Source organism: Rhizobium sp. 01N48, assembly GCF_056399145.1.
In genome coordinates this window covers 50,926-73,157 of record NZ_JBFTQT010000010.1, presented here as the reverse complement: position 1 = coordinate 73,157, position 22,232 = coordinate 50,926, and the positions used below count along the sequence as shown (strand labels likewise).

The following is a 22,232-nucleotide window of genomic DNA, read 5'->3' as shown; positions in this document are numbered from 1 at the left end:
GATCCCGCCGTCCGGCGGCGGGTGCTGATGCTGCGCGAGGGCGGCGCGGAGGTAACGCTTGCCGGCTTCCGCCGCGGCGAAAACCGCCTCGCCGAAGTGCATGGGCTCACGCCGATCGAGCTTGGCCGCACCGCCGACGCCAAGTTCGCGCAGCGCATCGGCGCTGTCGTGAAGGCAATGAGCGGGCTGAAAGGCCTGCTGAAGACGGTCGACAAGCCCGATGTCATCATCGGCCGCAACCTCGAGGCGCTCGCGGTCGCCGATCGCGCCAATGCGATGTTCGGCGGCGATGTGCCCGTCGTCTACGAATGCCTCGACATTCACCGGCTGCTCTCTCGCAACGACATGGTCGGCAAGATCATGCGCGGCACTGAGGCCCGTTTCGGCCGCAACACGCAGCTGATCATGACGAGCTCGCCCGCCTTCATCGAACACCACTTCGCGCCGCGCTCCGGCATCAAGGCCGAGACGCTGCTGATCGAAAACAAGGTCATATCGATCGACCAGACGGTCCAGCCGACCATCGCCCGCCCGCTGAAACAGCCCGGCCAGCCCTGGAAGATCGGCTGGTTCGGCGCGTTGCGTTGCAGGAAGTCGCTGACCATGCTCGCCGAATTCTCACGCCTCATGGAAGGCCGCGTCGAGATCGTGCTGCGCGGCCGCCCCGCCTATTCCGAATTCGAGGATTTCGACGGCTTCGTCGCCAGCGAACCCTATCTCCGCTTCGAAGGTCCCTACAAGAACCCCGAGGATTTAAGGGCGATCTATGACGACGTCCACTTCTCTTGGGCGATCGACTTTTTCGAGGAAGGCCTGAATTCCAGCTGGCTGCTGCCGAACCGGCTCTACGAGGGATGCCTCTACGGCACCGTTCCGATCGCGCTCGAAGGCACGCAGACCGCGCGCTTCCTGCGTGAAAAATCAATCGGCCTTGCTCTTCCGGATGCAAGCCCGGCGGCACTGCGCACACTGTTCGAAACCATGACCGGCGAGCGCTACCATGCGCTGAGCGACGCCGTCGCCGCCACTGATCAGAAAACCTGGCTTGCCGACCGCAGCGACTGCGAAGCGCTCGTCGCCAGCCTTTCCCGCCTTGTGCCTGCTGCCGTCGAGAGGGGCGACAGCAGTGCATCCGCACCGAAAACCGTATCTCCAGAAGGGTGGACAACCATGCAGCCTGATGCCAGTTCCAGCGTCTCCAGTCTCATAATCATCCCCTGCTTGAACGAAGAGAAGCACATCGAGCCGCTGCTCGCCAAGCTGAGCCGCGAAATCGATCACATGAACGCCAAGATCGTCGTCGCCGACGGCGGCAGCAAGGATGCGACGCGCGAGATTGTCGCCCGCATCAGCATGTCCGATCCGCGCATCGTGCTTCTCGACAATCCCCGCCGCCTGCAGAGCGCCGCCACCAATCTGGCCGTCGCCACTTTCGGCCGCGACTACGACTATCTCATCCGCATCGACGCCCATGGCGATTATCCCGACGATTACTGCCGCCGCCTCGTCGAGGAAGCCGTCGCGACCCAGGCCGATTCCGTGGTCGTATCGATGGAAACCGTCGGCTTCGGCATGTTCCAGAAGGCCACCGCCTTCGCCCAGAACTCCAAGCTCGGCAATGGCGGCTCGAAGCATCGCGAGGGCGCCAAGGGCCATTGGACCAATCACGGCCACCACGCCCTGATGCGCATCGCCGCCTTCGAGGCCGTCGGCGGCTACGACGAGACCTTCAGCCACAATGAAGACGCCGAGCTCGATTACCGCCTGAAGAAGGCCGGCTTCGGCATCTGGATGACCGACAAGACCCGCATGGTCTACTATCCGCGCTCCAGCGTCGCCACGCTGTTCAGGCAATATCTCGGCTATGGCCGCGGCCGCGCCAAGAACATCCTCAAGCACGGCAACATGCCGAATGTTCGCCAGATGCTGCCGCTTCTGGTCGTCCCCGTCTTCATCGGCGCATTTCTGGCCGTGGTGAACTGGGCCGCCGTCATACCGTTCAGCCTCTGGGCGGTCGCCTGCGTCGGCTACGGTTTCTGGATGGCGATCGGCCAGCGCAACCCCTACGGCCCCCTGGCCGCCGTATCTGCCATGGTGATGCACTTCGCCTGGTCGGCCGGCTTCTGGATGGAACTTCTGAGCTTCCGCGGCAGAAAGGTGGCGTCGTGAACCAGCCCCCCGAACAGACGAAAAAACAGCAGACGAGACAATTGCAGATCGACATCGGCATCTGCACCTATCGCCGCGCGTCGCTCGACGAAGCGCTGCTGTCGCTGGCCGTCCTCGAGGTCCCTCCCGGCTCGCGCCTGCGCATCATCGTCGCCGATAACGACAAGACGCCGAGCGCCAGGGAACGTGTCGAAGCGCTTCGTCCGCGCATCGCCCACGAAATCGCCTATGTGCATTGCCCGGCATCGAACATCTCGATCGCCCGCAACGCCTGCCTCGACAACGCCACTGGCGACTTCCTTGCTTTCATCGACGACGACGAGGATGCCAGCGAGGATTGGCTGGTCGAGCTCCTCTCGACCGCCCGATCAACCAAGGCCGACGCCGTTCTCGGACCCGTCCGCAGCGTTTACGCGGACACCGCGCCGCGCTGGATGCGGGTCGGCGATTTTCATTCGACGCTTCCCGTCTGGGTCAACGGCGAAATCCGCACCGGCTATACCTGCAACGTCCTGCTGCGCCTCTCCTCGCAGAGCCTTGCCGGCCGCCGCTTCAATCTGGCGCTCGGCCATACCGGTGGAGAAGATACGGAATTCTTCAGCCACATGCATGAGGCCGGCGGCAAGATCGCCTTTGCCGAGAAGGCCTATGTCTATGAACCCGTGACCGAAAACCGCGCCGATCTCTCCTGGCTCGCCAAGCGCCGCTTCCGCTTCGGCCAGACGCATGGGCGGCTGCTGCAGGAGACGGGTTCCGGTGGCCTAAACAGGGCGAAACAGATAGCGCTTGCTGCCGCAAAGGCCGGCTTCTGCTACGCCGCCGCCCTCGCCTGCGTCTTCTCGGCCGTGCCGCGCTACCGCTATGCCCTTCGCGGCATCATGCATTCCGGCGTCGTCAGCGGCCTGCTCGGCGTGCGCGAAATCCGCCAGTACGGAACGGCGGAGGCCGCATGAAGCAAGACATGCCCGACGTCAGCTTTATCATCGCCGCGTATAATGCGGCGGCGACGCTCGGAAAGGCGATCGACAGCGCGCTTGCCCAGCGCGGCGTCACGGTCGAGGTGATCGTCGCCGACGACTGTTCGGCCGATGAAACCAGGGCGATCGCCGAAAGCTATGCCGACCGCAACGTCCGGCTGATCGCGCTCGCCCGCAATGGCGGCCCGTCGGCGGCGCGCAACGCCGCGATCTCGGCCGCCACCGGCCACTGGCTGGCGGTGCTCGATTCCGACGACACGGTCGATCCCGACCGGCTGCGCCGGATGATATCGCGCGCCGAAAAAGCCGGCGCCGAAATCGCCGTCGACAATCTGCGTGTCATCAGGACTGACGGCACGCCCGCCGAAACCATGTTTGCCGAGGACGCGCTGGCGCAAATGCCGACGCTCACCCTTTCCGCCTTCATTCGCTCCAACGCCCTTTTTCAAACCACCCATAATTTCGGCTATCTGAAGCCGATCTTTCAGCGCGCCTTCATCGAAAGCCATGCCCTTCGCTTCGACGAAAGCCTGAAGATCGGCGAGGACTATCTCTATCTCGCCAGCGCCATGGCGCTCGGCGGACGCTGCGTTTTCGAGCCGCTTGCCGGTTACGACTACAATATCCGCGAAGGATCGATCTCCCGCGTTCTTTCGCTTCACCACATCGACGCCATGATCGAAGGGGATAAGACCTTCCTTCGCAATCACACGCTGGATGCGGAAGCAGCCGCCGCCCAGGATTTCAGGGCAAAAAGCCTGCTTCGGGGAAGAGCATTCCTCGTTCTCGTCCAGAATATCAAAGACCGGTCGATCCTTGGAACGATCAGGACAGCCTGGGGCACCCCATCCGCTGTCGGGCATCTCAGCATGCCCATCGCAGCACGGGCCAACCGCGTTATCGCGTCGCTCCGCAAACTGATTGGCCCGCAGGCCGACCTCACAGCCATCGATGGCACGACCCGTTCCCGCAAAGGATAGAGCCATGAACCAACGGAACCTCACCTTGCACAGCTCTCTGCCAAAAGCGCCCGACGACTCCGATTCCTTCATCGACATCGATCGCCTTATCGCGATCCTGATGCGCCGCGTCGGCTCGATCGCGCTCTGCGTCGGGGTGACAGCGACGCTGGCGGTGATCTACCTTCTGTTCTCCACGTCGCAATATACGTCGATGACGCAGATCCTACTCGATGACAGCATGACCAAGTACGCGCAGGACGCCACACCGGTGGCAAACTCCCAGCAGGTTGACATGCAGATCGCCAGCGCGGTCGAAATCCTGAAGTCCAATCAGCTCGCTCTGCGCGTCGTCGATGCCGAGAACCTGCAGGACAACGCCACGATCCTCGATCCGCCCGCCTCCCCCGTTGGCCTGATCAAGTCGGGCATCAAGCTGCTCGCCAGCGCCGTCCTTCCCGGCCGTCCTCCGGTTTCCGAAGACGACGCCCGCGCCGGCCGCCGCCAGAAGGCCGCCGCCCTCATTCAGGAAGCCGTCGCCGTCTCGCGCGTCAACCGAAGCGCGGTTCTCGCCGTTTCGTTCCGCTCGACCGACAAGCTGCTCGCCGCCCGTATCACCAAGGCCTACGCCACCGCTTATCTCAGCGACCAGCTGAACGCCAACTTCGACGCCACCGAAAGCGCCTCCGTCTGGCTGCAGCAGCGCCTGACCGACCTGCGCGAGCGTTCGCAGCAGGCAGCGCTCGAGGCCGCCAATTTCAAGGCGAAGAACGGCCTGACCTCGGCCAATGGCGAGCTCATGTCCGAGCAGCAGCTGGCCGACCTCACCAAGCAGCTGATCGTCGCCCAGTCGGACGCCGCCAGCACCTCGGCACGCTATAACCAGTTCAAGCAGATCATCGATCTCGGCCCCGAGGGCGCGGTCAACAACGCCGCAATCTCGTCCGGCCAGGCCAACAACTCCGTCATCCAGGATCTGCGTACGCGCTACATCAACGTCAGCAAGCGTGAGCAGGAAGTGACGACGAATTTCGGCGCCGATCATCCGCAGGCGGTCGCGCTCCGCTCGGAAAAGGAAGATCTGACCCGCCAGATCTTCCAGGAACTGCAGCAGCTCGCTTCGAACGCCCGCAACGAATTCGAAGTCGCCCGCTCGCGCGAAGCGTCGCTCCGCCAGAACATCGACCACCTGACCGGCAAGAACTCGGAGGCCGACAAGTCCATCGTTCAGCTGAACGATCTGGAACAGCGCGCATCTGCACTGAAGACGCTCTACGAATCCTACCTCGGCAAGTATGAAGAGGCCTCGCAGCAGCAGTCCTTCCCGATCGCCAAGGCCCGCGTGATCTCCGAAGCCGGCGTCCCGGTCTCGCCGTCCAGCCCGAAGCGGACGATGACGCTTGGTCTCGCCATCGTTCTCGGCCTGATGGCCGGCGGCGGTCTGGTCGTGTTCCAGGAATTCCGCGAACGCTTCTTCCGCGTCGAGGGTGATGTCCGCACCATTCTCGGCCTGAAGTTCCTCGGCTACCTGCCGCTGGTCGGAAAGCCGCCGCGCGAACGCAAGATCTTCCGAAACCCGAGCCAGCTCGCCCCTGAGCCCGGAGATCCTGTCGGTGACGATGGCGCCACCTTCGAGCGCATCATGCGTGTCGTTCTCGAAGCACCGCGCTCGGTCTTCGCCGAAACGCTGCGCAACGCCAAGCTTGCCAGCGACGTCATGTTCCAGGGCCGCTCCGACCGCGTCATCGGCGTCGTCTCGGCGATGCCGGGCGAAGGCAAGTCGACCACGGCCGCCAACTTCGCGGCACTGCTCGCCTCAAGCGGCAAGCGCACGCTCCTCATCGACGCCGACCTTCGCAACCCGGGCCTCACCCGCATGCTGAAGACGCCGCCGCAGCATGGCCTCGTCGAAGCCGTTCTGGGTGAAATCCCGTGGGCCGGCGCCGTGAAGGTCGATCCGGCCAGCAAGCTCGCGATCCTGCCCGTCGTCTCCAATGACAACCTGATGCACACCAGCGAACTGCTGGCCTCGCAGGGCATGTTCAACCTGATGGAAGCTGCACGCAAGATGTTCGACTACATCGTCGTCGACCTTGCGCCGCTCGGCCCCGTCATCGATGCCAAGGCCTTCGCGCCGCAGGTCGATGGCTTCCTGTTCGTCACCGAATGGGGTGAGACGCCCACCAACCTGGTGCGCGACGTCCTGAACGCCGAGCCGCAGATCAAGTCGAAGATCCTTGGTGTGATCCTCAACAAGACCGACATGGCCGAACTCGGCAAGTTCACCAACTTCGGCGGCACCGAGCGTTACCGCCACAAGTACACGAGCTACTACACCGAAGAGACGCCGAAGATGCGGGAAACCGCGGAAGCGGATGCCTGATTAGGTAGAGAACAGGCGTACCTCACCCTGCCATAACCGCGCGACAGTCAACCTGTCGCTGCGGTAGGCGCCGGTGTCGAGGTTGAGCCGCATCTCCTGCACGTCGGGCTGATCGACCGGCGTGTGCCCGTGCACGACGAGCTTCGGCAGCGGCAGATCGCTTTCGATGAAGCGGTGGCGGATGAAGACCAGATCGTCATCCTGCTGATTGTCGATCGACCGCGCCGGATCGATGCCGGCATGCACGAAAAGCACCGCCGGCGTGTCGATCATGATCGGCAGAGCGCGCAGGAAGTCGATATGCGCCTTCGGCAAAGAATCGCGGATGAAGGCATCCCGCTTCGAAGCGGTGCGGAACAGCCCCGGCATCTGGTTCGGATCGATGCCGTAGGAGTGCAACAGCGCATCCGCGCCGGTCATCATCCAGCTGTCATAGGACATCTTGCCGTCGAGATAGTCGAGCATCATCATTTCATGATTGCCCGTCAGGCTGATGCGATCGAAATCCTCCGGCACTGGCTGCATCAGGTGCGAGATCACCTGCGCCGACGCCGGCCCGCGGTCGATATAGTCGCCGAGCGTAATGATGAGTTTGCGCCCCGGCAGGCGCGACGCATCGTCGAAAATCGCCTGCTCGGCCTGTCGCAAAAGATCGAGCCTGCCGTGAATGTCCCCAATCGCGTAGATCGGCATATCGCCGGGATCGAGCTGGAGCCGTGTGCGAGGGTTCGACGGCATATGGTACCTCATGCTGAATATGTCATGGGTCGCGGAGGCTGCGCCTTTCATCAGGCAGCGGCAAACACGACCCAAGACAGCGCCCACGCGGGCAATGGAATGTCAGTAACACTCTTATTTCTTAAAAAACACGCGCTATCTTCGCGCAGCCACCCCGCGAAGACCATCCCCTCACCATATAGTGAGTATCCTATGAATCGAGAGCACGGTCATGGGACAGGTCCATCACGGCCGAAATCATCGGAGATACCGGTGTAGACGCGAAACGCCGTCGCTCAGGCGACCGACATCGGCACCGTCTCGTCGCTCTCGGTCCACTTGTTGTTGCCGGATGCGACGAACTGCTCGAGCGTCATGTTGTCGAGGATATCGGCAATCGCGTCGCGCACATCGGTCATCGACCGACGCACCTGACAGGTCTCGGGATCGGAACAGTCGTCGCAGGCTTCGAACGCGGTACGGCTTGCGCAGCGGATGGGCGCCAGCGGACCGTCGAGCGTACGGATCACATGGCCGATGCGGATTTCGGACGCCGGCCGCGACAGCGAATAGCCACCGCCCGGACCCTTCTTCGAGCGAAGGATGCCGACATTGCGCAGTTCGAGAAGGATGGTGTCGAGGAACTTCTTCGGAATATTGTTGCGTGCCGCCACATCGTTGATGAACGCGGTTTCGCCCGGTGCGAGCCGTGCGAGATCAACCAATGCCTTCAGGCCGTATTTTCCTTTTTTCGTCAGCATTTCCGAATACCTTAAGCTCCTCGCGTGATCCCCTGTAGGGCAGGGAATAGCGCTGAATCTGTCCAGAGACAACAAATGACATCGTTTATAGAGTTTATATGGCGAAGTGTTGCCCTATGGCCCCTCGGAAGACGGCTTATTTGCAGCTGGAGGTGACGTCGCGGCGCCCGGATCAGGTCCATCGCTCTTGAAAACGGCGAAGGCGAGCGCAATCATCACCAGGACGAAGGTCGCCGCACCGATAAGTGCCCAGACCGACAGCCTGCGGCCTTCGCTGAGCATGCGCTCTTCCCTGTCATCCAGGCGACCCGGCCGCTCGTTAGCTTGATCCGCCGAGCCTTGATCTGTCCGGCGTTGATCCGTCAAGCGATCGTCATGATCTGCCATATCGCATCTCCAGCAGGTTCCGCCGGTCGTCAGATCAACGGATCACGACCCTGCGCGATACTCCGGTTGAGCTCCTCGGCGATATCGCGCGCGTCATCCCTGGAGAGCCCGACCAGGTCGCGTCCGTTGCTTGCCGCCGGCAGCGCGGTCATCGAATCCACGACCGTCCACCGCCCCGAGGGCTCGCGGCGAATCTCGTAACGCAACGGTTCGTCAGGACCATCACACTCCACGAGCATCTACCTCCGTAAGCTATGCTCTCTTATGTGTGCCACCGGCACGCTTCGGCAAGGATGCCGCCGCCAACTCCGTCAGTTCACGACGTCGGGAACGTTGGCCTTCAGCTCCTTGATCCAGATCCGCGCATTGCCATCCGACGGCGCACGCCAGTCGCCGCGTGGCGAAAGCGAACCGCCCGACGTGACCTTCGGCCCGTTCGGCGAGGCCGAGCGCTTGAACTGGCTGATGGTGAAGAAGCGGAAGAGGAACGTTTCCATCCACTTCTTGATCACGGGAAGATCGAAGGCGCGGCGCTTGTCCTCGGGGAAATGCGGCGGCCAGACACCGGCGTCGACATCCTTCCAGGCGGAATAAGCGAGGAAAGCCACCTTCGACGGCCGCAGCCCGAACCGGGTGGTGTAGAACAGCGCGAAGTCGTGCAGATCGTAGGGGCCGATCTTGTCTTCCGTGCTCTGCATCACGCCGTTCTCATCGGCGGGAACGAGTTCCGGCGAGATCAGCGTGCCCAGAATGCGCTCCAGCGTCGCCTTGGCGTCGGCATCGAAATCGCCGGTGCGGATGACCCAACGGATGAGGTGCTGGATCAGCGTCTTCGGCACGGAGGCGTTGACATTATAATGGCTCATCTGGTCGCCGACCCCATAGGTCGACCACCCCAGTCCGATTTCCGACAGGTCGCCCGTGCCAAGCACCAGCGCGTTGCGCTGGTTGGCCGCGCGGAACAGGAAGTCGGTGCGCAGGCCGGCCTGCACGTTCTCGAACGTTACGTCATAGACCGGCTGCCCGCCGGAGAACGGATGCTTGAGGTCGCGCAGCAACTGCAGCGCCAACGGCTTGATGTCGATCTCTTCCGCCGTCACCCCGATGCTGCGCATCAGCGCCCAGGCATTCGACTTGGTTTCGTCGCCGGTGGCAAAGCCCGGCATGGTGAAGCACAAAATGTCGGAACGCGGCCAGCCGAGCTTGTCGTATGCCCGCGCCGCCACCAGCAGCGCATGTGTGGAATCAAGCCCGCCCGAGATGCCCAGGCAAAGCCGCTTGATTCCCGTCGAGCGCAGACGCTTCATCAAGCCCTGTACCTGAATGTTGAAGGTCTCGTAGCAATCCTGGTCCAGCCGGCTCTCGTCCGCTGGCACGAACGGGAAGCGCGCGACATCACGCTCCAGCCCGATATCGCCCTGCGGCGCCTGGAACTGGAAGCCGATGCGCCGGAACGCGCGATCCGGCGTCAGATTGAGCGTCGCGGCATCGTTGAAGGTTCCGGTGCGCAAGCGCTCCAGCCGCAACCGCTCGACATCGATATCGGCGACGCACATCTGCGACGTCATCGGGAAACGCTCGGTCTCTGCAAGCATCGAGCCAAGCTCGTAGATGCAGGCCTGCCCGTCCCACGCCAGATCCGTCGTCGATTCCCCCGGCCCGGCGGCCGAATAGATGTAAGCCGAAAGGCTGCGTGACGATTGCGAGGCGCAGAGCAGCTTGCGGGTTTCCGCCTTGCCGACGGTGATGTTGCTCGCCGACAGGTTGGTCAGGATGAGCGCGCCGGCAAGCGCGCCGAAATCGCTCGGCGCGGCGGGCGCCCAGAGATCCTCGCAGATCTCGATATGGAAGGTGAAGTCCGCCCGGCCCTCGGCCGCGAAGATCATGTCGATACCAAAAGGCACGGTCTCGCCGGCAACTCGGATCGTCTGGCCGCGCACGGTGCGCCCGGACGCAAACCAGCGCTTCTCGTAGAATTCGCGATAATTGGGCAGATGCACCTTCGGCACGACGCCGAGGATGCGGCCGGCGTGAATGGCGATGGCGCAATTATAAAGCCGGCCCTCGTGCTGCAGCGGTGCCCCCACCAGGAGAACCGGGGTCAGTGTCGCGCTGGCAGCGACTATCTCGGCAATCGACGCATCCACCGCCTTCAGAAGCGCGTCCTGTCCGAGAAGGTCATCGATCGAATAGCCCGATATGCCGAGTTCCGGAAACACCATCAAGCCAACGCCCTGCTGATGGCCCTGCCGCGCCATATCCAGCGTCGCCTTCGAATTGAAATCAGGATCGCCAACCTCGCAGATCGGCGTGCAAGCCGCCACGCGGACAAATCCCTGATCATAGACCGAATAGAAATTCACGAATGCCTCCAGCAGCCAAGCGCTTCGCAAGGATCATTACATCCAAATGCGGCAGCGCAAAACCGCATATCCTCGCAATGCTGCCCCCTGCCGGGCTCATTCTTGCAAACTTATGAAACGTGTCTCAACCGGAATTTTACCTGAGGTTGCACACATCGCGAATATATCGCGATCATCGGTGAAAAATTACAAAACTGTCATAAAACGATGAGGTCAGCGCCCTATAGCGGCCCCGCGCGCCCTTCGGTTTTTCCACCAACAGAGTTCTGAATGCCAAACCTCGCTCCCGTCCACGCTGGACTGCTCCGGGAAACTATGCCCGGTGAGCGGCGCGTGGCGTTGACGCCCGAGGATGTCGGCAGCCTATCGACCCGCTTTTCGATCAGCTTCGAACGCGGCTGCGGCGCTGCCGCCGGCTACGAGGATGAGGCCTATATCGCCGCAGGCGCGCAGCCTGCCAGCCGCGATTTGATCGCGCGCGACTGCAACCTCTTCGTCAGCATCCGCAAGCCGCAGGACGCGCGCGGCTTCGCGGGATCCCCGACCTTGCTCTTCCTCGGCTCGGCGCTCGACACCAGCGAGCCGGTCGCCCGCGGCCTCATGCTCGACCTCGCGCGCCTCGAAGGCGTCGCGGATGCCGGCAGCATGGACGTGGCAACGCGACAGGCGACCATCTGCGGCCATGCCGCGGTCCTCGAAGGCGCCCGTCAACTCGGCATCGGCCACCCGATGCTTGTCATGGATGGCGCAAAGGCGCGCCCGATCAAGATGGCAGCCCTTGGCGTCGGCGCGGCCGCCCTCCAGGCGATCGCTACCGCGCGCCGTCTCGGCGCCCTCACCTATCTTTTCGGTTTCACCGACGACGATCGCGAACGGGCCGAAGGATTGGGCGCGAAGTTCGTGGCGATGAATCCCGCGCTCGCCAGCGCCCACGCTTCGACAATCGACGCTCTAGTCGCAGCCAGCCGCAAGCAGCTGGCCAGCCAGTTGCAGGACATGCAGCTCATCATATCCGGCGTCGGCGGCTCGACCGGGCGCGCACCTGTTTTGATTGACGACACATCGCTCCCGCTGCTGACGGCGGGCACCGTCATCATCGACCTCGAGGCCGCCGCCGGCGGCAATTGCGCGATGACCAAGCCGGACGAAATCGTCGCCCATAACGACATTAGCATTGTCGGAACAACTACTTTAGCGAGTGCCGATGCGCACCAGTCGAGCCACCTCTTTAGCGAGGGCGTTCGCAGGATGCTGGAGCGGCTGACCACACCGGACGGCCGTCTTCAATTCGACCTTGAAGACCCGTTGACCCGCCACCTGATTGGCGAACGATTCGCTGGCGTGAGTGCTGCATCATGACCGAAGGACAACCGTAATTCGGCAATAATATTGCATTGCAGCACGATAGACGTGCATAAGCATTTTGCCATATAGTATTGAGATAGCTCGATTATTGGGATTGAGCTGCTGATGAACCGCGTTCATCGTCACAAAAGTTGCCTTTCTGCAACACCGTCTTTTTGCATCGCAAATATAACGAATTATGACTGTATCTGTAATTGATACATTTAGACCAAAATGTAATTTGCCGGTCACGGGAACATCACGTCCCCGTGAGGGCTTGTTTAAAAATTGGGGTAGGTAGGAGCCGTTTTCGGCAGCAATAACCTGTGCCCAATCCTAAATAGATTGGACTCAACTATGACTATTCGTATGATGCTCATCAGCTCGGCAGCGGCTCTCGCCGCCGTATCGGGCGCTCAGGCTGCAGACGCTATCGTCGCTGCTGAACCGGAAGCTGTAGAATACGTTCGCGTTTGCGACGCTTACGGCACCGGCTACTTCTACATCCCGGGCACGGAAACCTGCCTCAAGGTCAGCGGTTACATCCGTACCCAGATCAACGCCGGCCCGAACGCCAGCGCAACGACCGGCAACGGCTCGACCGTCGCCAACCGTTCGGACTGGGACATGTACACCCGCGGTCAGGTTCAGTTCACCGCTAAGAGCGACACCGAATACGGCCCGCTCACCGGCGTAATCGTTCTGCAGACGAATGCTGACAACGCTTCCTCGCAGGCTGCTATCCTCGACTCCGCTTACATCGACATCGCCGGCATCCGCGCTGGTCTGTTCTACAGCTGGTGGGACGATGGTCTCTCGGGCGAAACCGATGACATCGGCTCGCCGGTCACCCTGCACAACTCGCTGCGTTACCAGTACGAAGCTGACGGCTTCTACGCTGGCATCAGCCTCGACGAGCTGGAAGACAGCCCGTACTACAACGGCGAAACCTCCAACAACTTCGGCGTTGCTGTTGGCATCGGCGGCAAGGCTGGCGCCTTCACGTACCAGATCACTGCTGGCTACGACACCGACAACGAAGCCGGCGCTGTTCGCGCTATGGGCACCGTTGCTATCGGCCCGGGCACCCTCGGCCTCGCAGGCATCTACTCCTCCGACCCGAACGCCTACTACAACAAGGCTGAGTGGGTATTCGCTGCTGAGTACGCCATCAAGGCAACCGACAAGCTGAAGATCACCCCCGGCGTTCAGTACTACGGCAACTACGGCATCGTCGCTGGCCAGTTCAACGACAACAACGACGCTTGGAAGGTTGGCGTAACGGTCGACTACCAGATCGTTGACAACCTCTATGCCAAGGCAACCGTGAACTATCTCGATCCGGACGTCGGCAACGACGTAACGACGGGCTTCTTCCGCCTGCAGCGCGCGTTCTAATAAACTTCGGGCGCCACTCTTCAATCACGCCGGATCCTCTGATCCGGCGTGAGCGAGGAATGGCGCCCGAATCAGGTGTTTCTGATCAGATTGACCTCCGATCAGTTTACGGAAGGTGGTTCGGTTTCCCTGCTGAGCCACCTTTTGCCATTGGTTGAATGGATTATTCCGCGGCGTCACGCCGATCGGCCGCGCGTGTACTGGCGGCATCAAGCTTGTGCCGCTCGACATCGAGGCGACGCAGCTCCGCGACGCTATCCTCGACTGTCACCGCTCCCAGCATATCGACAACCGCCTGCTCCGCCCGGTCGCAGAGATATTCGGAGAGATCGCCGATATTCTCGCCCACCAGACCCGCATGCGGGATTTCGTGGCGCGTCGCCCAGAGCTTCCGGCTTCCCGTCACCGCCGCATAGATCTCGCTGAGCAGGATGTCCTTGCTCGGCCGCGCCAGCCTGATCCCGCCCTTGCTTCCCGCTGCCGAAACGAGAATGCCGCTCTCCGTCAGCGGCGGCAGCAGCTTGCGCACGAAGCTCGCATTCGTGTCCAGCCCCACCGCCAGCGATTGGCTCGTCGAGCGCACGTCGGCCTCGTCATTTACGGCGACGCTGACAACGATCTGCATCGCCGTGGAAAAACGCGTATCGATCATGCTGATCTTCAGCCTTGGTTGAAGGCAACAGGTGGCGGGGACACGGATTGACTGAGCCACACCCCGTAGCGGTAGAGGAAGTGATATTTCCCCTGAAATTGCATTGTCAATGAAGCCGATCCTAAATCACGCTTGTTTGATATCCGGCTACCACTCTTAGCTAAAGCCAGCCGATCCGCCTGAGCGCCCACAGCGTCGCAATCGACGTGATCGTCACGAAACCGACGATGACGATGAACGCCCAGGTGTCGTTGACCCCGGGTATTCCGCCGACATTCATCCCGAACAGCCCGGCCACGACGCTGGGCGGCAACAGCAGCGCCGCAAGAGCCGCGAGACGGTTGGAATTTCGGGCAATGCGCTCGCTGATCACGGTCGACAAGTCATCGTGCAGAATGCCCGTCCGGTCGCGGATCGCGTCGAGATATTCGATGAAGCGCATCAGCTTGTCGATCACTTCGCGCAATCTCAGCTTATCGCGTTCGAGCAGCCACGGCGCGTCGTCGTGTTCGATGCGGTTCAGCGCATCGCGCTGCGGCGCCAGATAGCGGCGCAGCTGCACCGAACGGCGGCGCAAGAGCTTCAACCGCTCGCGCACCTCGCTCGCCTCGCCATGAAAGATCATCTCGTCGAGCTCGTCGACCTCCTCGTCCATTCCGTCGAGAACCGGTTCGAGGTCGCGCACCAGCTTTTCGCCGATCAGCGCCAGGAGGTCGCCGCTGCGCTGCGGCCCCTTGCCCTTCTCCAGCGCCGCCCTGATGTCTCGGAGTGCGGTGATGTAGTGGCCACTGTCACGCAGAGACACGACGCGGTCGCCATCCACCCACAGATGCAGCGGCACAAGATCGAGCCCCGAATGCGGCTCCTCTGCCTCATCAGGAGCGGTGGCGCAAACGCCGCGCAGGATGATCAGCAATCCATCGTCGACAGGTTCGACGCGCGGCCGCGTCTCCTCCTCCAGCAGCGCTTCGGCCACGAAGCTATCGAAACCGCCCTTGGCGTTCACCCATTCGGCGGCCGCAGGATGATCGCGCTCCAAGTGTAGCCAGATCACGCCATCGCCCGGCTTCCAGGCGCAGACATCATCCATGTCGATCTGCCTGCAGCCGCCTCGCCCATCAAGGAGTAGCGCAAAGCGTATCCCTGGTTCGACACCGTAGCTTGCCATCGGCGCACTCGCAGTCTTCATTGCCGGTCCTTGCCCGCCGGGGGTGACGGAAATAGAGCCAACTCTCTGAATATTAGGAGGGATTCTAACATGTCGCGGAAACGACGCAACACCAGGCTTGCCCCGTGGCGCGGGTCGGGTCCATAAGGCCGCGAAAGCTCGCGCTGCGCGCGCCCGTCATCCACAAGCCACATGGCTCTGGTCGTGCAGTTTGATAATTATGTCGTAGACAGGCTCTACACGTCGCGTTTCTATCCCTAAAATCCGATCTCAATATTCAATCAGGGTCGCACTCAATGGCAGAGTTTCCTAAGCAGGCTAAGGTCGTCATCATCGGTCTCGGCGGCATCGTCGGCGCATCCATCGCCCATCACCTGATCGAGCGCGGATGGGACGACATCGTCGGCATCGACAAGTCGGGTATCCCGACCGACATCGGCTCGACCGCCCACGCCTCGGACTTCTGTTACACCACGTCGCACGACTATCTCTCGGTCTGGACCACCCAGTATTCGATCGATTTCTACGAGAAGATGGGCCACTACTCCCGCATCGGCGGCCTTGAAGTCGCCCGCACCGGCGACGACGCCTGGATGGAAGAGATCAAGCGCAAGCTGAGCTCCGCCAAGGCCTTCGGCACCCGGGCGCATTACGTCTCGCCAGCTGAGATCAAGGAAATGTTCCCGCTGATCGAGGAAGACCAGGTCCAGGGCGGCATGTTCGATCCCGACGCCGGCCTCGTCATCCCGCGCTCGCAGACCGTTGCCGGCAAGCTGGTCGACGCCGCCGAGAAATCCGGCAAGCTCAAGATGTTCGGCAACACGCCGGCCCAGTCATTGATCGTCGAGGGCGGCCGCATCAAGGGCGTCGTCACCCATCGCGGCACCATCATGGCCGATCACGTCATCGTCTGCGCCGGCCTCTGGGGCCGCCTGATCGCCGAAATGGTCGGCGAGGACCTGCCGGTCATGCCGGTCGATCACCCCCTCACCTTCTTCGGTCCCTATAACGAGTTCGAAGGCACGGGCAAGGAAATCGGCTACCCGCTGCTGCGCGACCAGGGCAACTCCGCCTATATGCGCGACACCGGCGACCCGAAGACCACCGAAGGCGGCCAGATCGAGTGGGGCTACTACGAGACCACCAATCCGCGCATGTGCCACCCGCGCGAGCTGCTGGAAAAGCACGAGGCGCGCCTCTCGCCCTCGCAGCGCGATCTCGAAATGGAGCAGATCCTCGAGCCGCTCGAAAAGGCTATGGAACTGACGCCGATCCTCGGCGAGCTCGGCTATAACGAAGGCCACTCCTTCAACGGCCTGTTGCAGGTCTCCGCCGCCGGCGGCCCGTCCTGCGGCGAGAGCCAGAAGGTGCGCGGCCTCTGGTACTGCGTCGCCATCTGGGTCAAGGACGGCCCGGGCTACGGCAAGCTGATCGCCGACTGGATGACCGACGGCCGCACCGAGATCGACCACAACTCGATCGACTATTCCCGTTTCTACCCGCACCAGCTGACCGAAGATTTCATCGCCGGTCGCTGCTACGAGGCCGCCCAGAAGATCTACTTCCCCGCCGTCCACACCCGCGAACCCTACGCGTCGGGCCGCAACGCCAAGCGCTCGCCCTTCTACGAGCGCGAAAAGGAACTCGGCGGCTACTTCATGGAGCTCGGCGGCTGGGAGCGTGCGCATGGCTACAAGGCCAACGAGCACCTGCTGGAGAAATACGCCGACCGCGTTCCCGTGCGCGAAAACGAATGGGACAACCGCCACTTCTGGCGCGTCTCCAATGCCGAGCATCTGGCGATGAGCGAGGATTGCGGCATCGTCAACCTCAGCCACTTCCACATGGTCGACATCGAAGGCCCCGACCATGTCGAGCTGCTTGAGTGGCTCTGCGCCGCCAAGATCGGCGGTGACGCCAACATCGGCAAGGGCATCTACACCCACTTCCTCGACGACGAGGGCATGGTCCGCGCCGACTTCACCGTCATCCGCATGGCCGACCGCTGCCGCCTCATCAACGGCGCCGATGCCGGCCCGCGCGACTTCCACTACATGAAGCGCGTCGCCGAGGATCGCGGCCTCGACGTCACCATCACCGACGTCTCGGAAAAGTTCATCACGATCGGCATCTGGGGCCCGAACGCCCGCGACACTCTGAAGAAGGTGGTCGCCGATCCTGCAGCGCTCGATCCCGAAAACTTCGCCTTCGCAGCCATCAAGCCGATCCAGATCGCGGGCAAGACGGTCACCGCCTTCCGCATCTCCTATGTCGGCGAACAGGGCTGGGAACTGCACATGAAGTACGAGGATGGCCTGGCCGTCTGGGATGCGCTGCGCGCCACCGGCGTCATGCCCTTCGGCGTTGAGACCTACGCCAACTCGCGCCGCATGGAAAAGTCGCTGCGCCTGCAGAACGGCGACCTGCTCACCCAGTATAATCTGCTGGAAGCCGATCTCGCCCGCCCGAAGGTCAAGGAAGCCGATTTCCGCGGCAAGGCCAAGCACCTGGAATACAAGGCCCGCGAACACCAGCCGGCGATGCTCTGCACCCTCGTCATGACCGAAAACACCGACAGCAAGGGCGTCAAGCGCTACCCCGTCGGCTCCATGCCGGTCATGGATCCTGAAACAGGCAAGTCGCTGGTCGACAGCCTCGGCCGCATCTCCTACACGACCTCGGTCGCCTACGGCCCGACAGTCGGCAAGAACATCGCGCTTGCCTATCTCCCGCAGGAATACTGCCAGGTCGGCCGCAAGCTGAATGTCGAGTATTTCGCCGAGACCTATCCGGTCGAAGTGGTCAGCGTCGGCTACAAGCCGATCTACGACCCTGAAAACCTGAAGCCGCGCACCTGATTTAGGCCCCGGCTCAGAAAGTCTGAAACAAAACAGCCCGCGGGACCTCTTCCGCGGGCTGTTCTGTCGTGATGAGGGCTCTCAAGAGATGACCACCGGCGATACCATACTCCACCTCATTCCTGTGACGAGCACAGGGATGAGGGAGAGATAGAGCTGAGACCGGCCAAAAGCACAAAAGCAAGCAGCCCGTGGGAAACTTCCCACGGGCTGCTCCATACCTGATCTCACGAACAGAACCGGCAGCACTCTCGCGCTGCCGGCCTCTTATCCTAGTGCTTCTCGCCGCGAACGGCGGTCACGTCAGCAGCCGTTACAGTGGCGGCCTTGTTGTGCCAGCCGTCGCGCAGGAAGGTTGCGAGTGCGGCGACTTCGTCATCCGACAGGCGGTTTTCGTAGCCCTGCATGCGCAGCTTCATCGGGCGATCCGGCGTCGACGGCAGTTCGGCGCCGTGCAGGATCACGCTGATCAGGCCCTTGGGCGACTTGGCGTCAACCAGCGAGTTGCCATCAAGCGCCGGGAAGGTCTCGCCGGCACCCTTGCCGCTCACCATGTGGCAGGCAGCGCAGTTGTCGATGTAGAGACGCGGGCCGAGCGGCATGTCGGGCTTGGCGTCCGAAAGCAGCGTTTCGGTTGCCGTCACCTCTGCCTTCTCCGGCTGTGCGGCCGAAGCCGAACCACCAGCGCTACCGATCTTCTTCAGATAGGTGGCGATGGCAAGGTTGTCGTCGTGGCTCATGTACTGCAGCGAGTCGCGAACAACGAGCATCATTTCGCCGGTTGCCGACGAGTGAGCGTTGCGGGCGGTCGAGAGATAAGCCGCCAGCTGCTCGGTGCTCCACGTCTGCGGGCCACTTGCCGGGCCGCGAAGATCAGGGGCCGTGAAGCCGTCGATCTCGCCGCCGGAAAGGAAGGCCTTCGACGAATTGTCGATGCCGTCCTGCGCCATGAACAGGTTGCGCGGGCTGTGGCAGGCGGCACAGTGGCCGGCGCCTTCAACGAGATACTTGCCGCGGTTGAACTGCTCGTCTTCACCCTGCTCCGGCTTGAAGCCGGCCGCGTAGCTGGCGGCCAGCCAGTTCCAGGCGCGCAGGCCGAAGCGCATGTTGAACGGGAAGGAAAGCTTGGTTTCCTCGACCTTGTTCGAGACAGGCTCGACCTCGTGCATGAAGTAGTCGTAGAGCGCCACGACATCTTCTTCCGAGAGCTTGCGATAGTTCTCGTACGGCATGGCCGGATAGAGATGCGTACCGTTGGGCGTCACGCCGTCGTAGAGGGCAGCGCGGAAATCGGCGAGCGTCCAGTTGCCGATGCCGGTGTCCTTGTCGGGCGTGATGTTGGTGGTCCAGATCGTGCCCATCGGGCTCTGGATGGCGCGGCCGCCGGCGAAGGGCTTGCCGCCTTCGCTGGTGTGGCAGGCCATGCAGTCGCCGGCGCGCATGACATATTCACCCTGCCCCTTGGCCGGCTTGAAGTCGGCTGCGAGCTGAGCGGTCGGGCCGGTACGCTGCACCGGCACGAAGATGAAGGCAATAAGGGCGATGACACCAAGAACGACGAGCGTTCCGATGATGCGGAGAAAGGTTTTCATCTCTGTTCTCCTTATGCCAGCGGCCGCGGGTTGGGCAGGTAATCCTTGCGGATGTGATGTGCCGCCCAGTAGGCCAGACCGCCGACCATGCCGGTCGGGTTGTACTGCGTGTTCTGCGGGAAGACGTTGGCTCCCATGACGAAGACGTTATGGCAATCCCAGGACTGCAGATAACGGTTGAGAACCGAGGTCTTCGGATCGTCGCCGGTGACCGTGCCGCCCGTGTTGTGGGTGGTCTGGTAAGGCCGGACGTCGAACATGGCGCCTTCCTTCTTGAAACCTTCCTGCATCGTGGTCGGGTTCATCGACTTGGCGATCGGCTCCATCTTCGACTTCATGAACTGCGTCTGGCGGATTTCGTTCTCATGCCAGTTGTAGGTCATGCGCATCATCGGACGGCCGTGGCGGTCCTTGTAGGTCGGGTCGAGATCGAGATAGTGGCCGCGATAGGACATGACGGAGCCGTGGGCGCCGATGTTCATCGAGTGGCCGTACCATTCGCCGATGCCCTTCTTCCAGCCTGCGCCCCAACCCGGGGTACCTGCCGGCAGCGGCATGGTGTGGCCCGGCTGGCCGTTGGTCTGGCCGGCACGCCAGTAAGCGCCGCCGACGAAGCCTTCCTTGGCGAAGTCGATATTGTCGATGCCGAAATCGTCGATGCAGAAGCCGTTGGCGCCCGTGCCGATGAAGGGGTTGAAGTTCTCGTCCTTGAAGAACAGCGTGTAGCCGCCGGTGATCTGGTAGGCATAGTTACGGCCGACGACACCTTCGTTGGTGACCGGATCGTAAGGCTTGCCGATGCCGGAGACGAGCATCAGGTGCACGTTGTTCAGCGCAAAGGCGGTCAGGATCACCAGGTCGGCCGGCTGGAAGACTTCTTCGCCGGTCTTGTGGTCGAAATAGGTGACGCCGGTCGCGGTCTTGCCGTCTTCCGCCTTCTCGACGCGCAGCACTTCCGAGTTGACGCGATACTCGAAGTTCTTCTTGCGCTTCAGGGCGTCGATGATCGCCGTCTGCGGGGAAGACTTCGAATAGTTGTAGCAGCCGTAGCGCTCGCAGAAACCGCAATGGTTACATGGGCCCATCTGCATGTTGTATTCGTTGACGTAGTCCTTGGAAGCGATACCGCCCGGGCTCGGGAACGGGTGATAGCCCGCAGCCTTCGCCGCATCGCGGAACTTCACGCCATCCCAGGTCGACGGCATGGCCGGCATCGGATAGTCGTTGGAACGCGGCGCCTCGAACGGATTGCCGCCCTCGACGATCTTGCCGTTGACGTTACCGGCCTGGCCGGAGATGCCGGCTACCTTCTCGAAGCGATCGAAATGCGGCTCGAGCTCTTCGTAGGTCATCGGATAGTCCTGGATCGTCATGTCCTCGGTCATGACGCCGGCGCCGAACTTCTCGGTCACGTAGGACTTCAGGCGGTATTCCGACTGCATCGGACGCCAGTTGAGGCCGTTCCAGTGCGTGCCGGCGCCGCCGACGCCGGTGCCGAGCAGGAAGGTGCCGAGGCTGCGGTAAGGCAGCGCGGTCTCATCCAGCGAACGGCGGATGGTGACCGTCGTGTTCGCCGGCTTTTCCATCATGCCGTAACGAATGCCGTATTTCAGCTCGTCGATCATGTTCGGGTACTGGAAGTCGGGAACGGTCGCCTGGTCGTGACCGCGCTCCAGCGCCAGAACCTCGAGGCCTTCATTGGCAAGCTCGATGCCCATGATCGCGCCGGTCCAGCCGAAGCCGACGAGAACGACGTCTTTTTTCTTTTCTGTGCGTGCCATGATCGTTAGCCCCTTTCGCCGGAGATCGAGACGGGGCCAAGCGGGTACTTGACGTTGTGCTTTCCGACCCACTCCTTGTAGGAGCCGCGCGCGCCCGGGAAGCCGATATACTTCCAGGCAGCCATGCCATGGTTGCCGCCATACATGGGGTCGGAGAAGTAACCTTCCTTGGTGTTGGCGAGCAGGATCGAGAAGAACTCGCGCAATTCAGGCTTGATCTTCATCTCGTCCTTCTGGAGCGAGGTGAGCGCCTTGTCCTGCGTTGCCGGGTCGAGTTCGGCGAAGATCTTGCCGTGGGTGGTCTTGCACCATTCGTCGAACAGCGGGATCGCCTGCTGGTAGATCTCCAGCGGGTTGAGCGGGGTCTGCCAGCCGCGCAGCGGGCTCGCCGCCGGCTCATAGGGGCCGACCATATACCAGTCCGACGCCTTGCCGTAGTCGCCGGCGAGCTGCTTGTCGATGAAAACGGGAACGCGCGTCTCGATCGCGCCGGGGCCATCGCCCTCCGACGGAATCAGCCTGGCGACCGCAGCCATGACGAAGGCCCACTCCGTGGGCTGAAGACAGTCCGGCTTGTATTCGGTGAGTGCGACGGGTTCGGGTTTCTGTTCGGCTTTCGCTCCAACGGCGATACCGGCAATAGCCGCGGTCGCCGCGGAAGCTTTCAGGAAGCTTCTGCGGGACGGCAGGCCCGGGAGGTCTCTCATGATTGGCTCCTTTGTG

General features: G+C 62.2%; 17 protein-coding genes. 7 read left to right on the top strand and 10 right to left on the bottom strand.

Features of this window, described 5'->3' with window-relative positions; genetic code table 11:
* Positions 1 to 1,170: 1,170 nt before the first annotated feature.
* The 4 genes from AC1DOG_RS18755 to AC1DOG_RS18740 are packed head-to-tail and all read left to right on the top strand — an operon-like array spanning position 1,171 to position 6,488.
* Entirely contained in the window at positions 1,171 to 2,169 is a 999-nt protein-coding gene (locus tag AC1DOG_RS18755; RefSeq protein WP_477930326.1) for a glycosyltransferase family 2 protein, read from the top strand.
* Positions 2,166 to 3,122, top strand: a complete 957-nt coding sequence (locus AC1DOG_RS18750; RefSeq protein WP_477930150.1) for a glycosyltransferase family 2 protein — start codon at positions 2,166 to 2,168, stop codon at positions 3,120 to 3,122. The genes AC1DOG_RS18755 and AC1DOG_RS18750 overlap by 4 nt, the downstream gene beginning before the upstream one ends.
* Positions 3,119 to 4,126, top strand: a complete 1,008-nt coding sequence (locus tag AC1DOG_RS18745; RefSeq protein WP_477930148.1) for a glycosyltransferase family 2 protein — start codon at positions 3,119 to 3,121, stop codon at positions 4,124 to 4,126. Before AC1DOG_RS18750 ends, AC1DOG_RS18745 begins: the two co-directional genes overlap by 4 nt.
* Positions 4,127 to 4,130: 4 nt before the next feature.
* Complete coding sequence (locus tag AC1DOG_RS18740) at positions 4,131 to 6,488, top strand: polysaccharide biosynthesis tyrosine autokinase (protein ID WP_477930146.1); 2,358 nt, start codon at positions 4,131 to 4,133, stop codon at positions 6,486 to 6,488.
* On the opposite strand, the gene AC1DOG_RS18735 is transcribed toward AC1DOG_RS18740, so the two are convergent.
* From AC1DOG_RS18735 to AC1DOG_RS18715, 5 genes are all read right to left on the bottom strand, one after another.
* Complete coding sequence (locus tag AC1DOG_RS18735; protein ID WP_113008374.1) at positions 6,489 to 7,226, bottom strand: metallophosphoesterase; 738 nt, start codon at positions 7,224 to 7,226, stop codon at positions 6,489 to 6,491.
* Positions 7,227 to 7,501: 275 nt separating this feature from the next.
* Positions 7,502 to 7,966, bottom strand: coding sequence for an RrF2 family transcriptional regulator (locus AC1DOG_RS18730; RefSeq protein WP_047513971.1), 465 nt, complete (start codon positions 7,964 to 7,966; stop codon positions 7,502 to 7,504).
* A gap of 114 nt (positions 7,967 to 8,080) precedes the next feature.
* On the bottom strand, positions 8,081 to 8,353 hold the full coding sequence (locus AC1DOG_RS18725) for a hypothetical protein (RefSeq protein ID WP_477930143.1): 273 nt from the start codon (positions 8,351 to 8,353) through the stop codon (positions 8,081 to 8,083).
* Between the two features lie 29 nt (positions 8,354 to 8,382).
* Positions 8,383 to 8,514 carry a hypothetical protein gene (locus AC1DOG_RS18720; protein WP_289729246.1) on the bottom strand — a complete coding sequence of 44 codons (132 nt, stop codon included), beginning with the start codon at positions 8,512 to 8,514 and terminating at the stop codon, positions 8,383 to 8,385.
* 150 nt (positions 8,515 to 8,664) lie between these two features.
* Positions 8,665 to 10,716, bottom strand: coding sequence for an NAD(+) synthase (locus tag AC1DOG_RS18715; protein ID WP_477930140.1), 2,052 nt, complete (start codon positions 10,714 to 10,716; stop codon positions 8,665 to 8,667).
* A gap of 270 nt (positions 10,717 to 10,986) precedes the next feature.
* Here AC1DOG_RS18715 and AC1DOG_RS18710 point away from each other — a divergent pair, with 270 nt between their 5' ends.
* Both AC1DOG_RS18710 and AC1DOG_RS18705 read left to right on the top strand, forming a co-directional pair.
* The gene (locus AC1DOG_RS18710) at positions 10,987 to 12,075 is read left to right on the top strand and encodes a Rossmann-fold NAD(P)-binding domain-containing protein (RefSeq protein ID WP_477930138.1); all 1,089 of its coding nucleotides are present in this window, start codon (positions 10,987 to 10,989) and stop codon (positions 12,073 to 12,075) included.
* Positions 12,076 to 12,417: 342 nt separating this feature from the next.
* Positions 12,418 to 13,458 carry a porin gene (locus tag AC1DOG_RS18705; protein ID WP_113199458.1) on the top strand — a complete coding sequence of 347 codons (1,041 nt, stop codon included), beginning with the start codon at positions 12,418 to 12,420 and terminating at the stop codon, positions 13,456 to 13,458.
* 163 nt (positions 13,459 to 13,621) lie between these two features.
* Here AC1DOG_RS18705 and AC1DOG_RS18700 read toward each other — a convergent pair whose 3' ends face one another.
* Together AC1DOG_RS18700 and AC1DOG_RS18695 are read right to left on the bottom strand one after the other, a co-directional pair.
* Positions 13,622 to 14,110, bottom strand: a complete 489-nt coding sequence (locus tag AC1DOG_RS18700; protein ID WP_477930136.1) for an RrF2 family transcriptional regulator — start codon at positions 14,108 to 14,110, stop codon at positions 13,622 to 13,624.
* Between the two features lie 160 nt (positions 14,111 to 14,270).
* Positions 14,271 to 15,299, bottom strand: a complete 1,029-nt coding sequence (locus AC1DOG_RS18695; RefSeq protein WP_113199456.1) for a CorA family divalent cation transporter — start codon at positions 15,297 to 15,299, stop codon at positions 14,271 to 14,273.
* A gap of 275 nt (positions 15,300 to 15,574) precedes the next feature.
* Between AC1DOG_RS18695 and AC1DOG_RS18690 the strand changes: the two genes are divergently transcribed.
* Positions 15,575 to 18,136: a GcvT family protein gene (locus AC1DOG_RS18690; RefSeq protein ID WP_477930133.1), complete on the top strand. Its 2,562-nt coding sequence runs from the start codon at positions 15,575 to 15,577 to the stop codon at positions 18,134 to 18,136.
* 272 nt (positions 18,137 to 18,408) lie between these two features.
* Here AC1DOG_RS18690 and AC1DOG_RS18685 read toward each other — a convergent pair whose 3' ends face one another.
* From AC1DOG_RS18685 to AC1DOG_RS18675, 3 genes are read right to left on the bottom strand one after another with little or no spacing between them, the layout of a single operon-like run.
* Positions 18,409 to 19,728 carry a c-type cytochrome gene (locus tag AC1DOG_RS18685; protein ID WP_477930131.1) on the bottom strand — a complete coding sequence of 440 codons (1,320 nt, stop codon included), beginning with the start codon at positions 19,726 to 19,728 and terminating at the stop codon, positions 18,409 to 18,411.
* An 11-nt stretch (positions 19,729 to 19,739) separates the two neighbouring features.
* Positions 19,740 to 21,509, bottom strand: a complete 1,770-nt coding sequence (locus AC1DOG_RS18680; RefSeq protein WP_289729251.1) for a GMC family oxidoreductase — start codon at positions 21,507 to 21,509, stop codon at positions 19,740 to 19,742.
* Between the two features lie 5 nt (positions 21,510 to 21,514).
* Positions 21,515 to 22,216, bottom strand: a complete 702-nt coding sequence (locus AC1DOG_RS18675; protein WP_477930129.1) for a gluconate 2-dehydrogenase subunit 3 family protein — start codon at positions 22,214 to 22,216, stop codon at positions 21,515 to 21,517.
* Between the last annotated feature and the right edge of the window lie 16 nt (positions 22,217 to 22,232).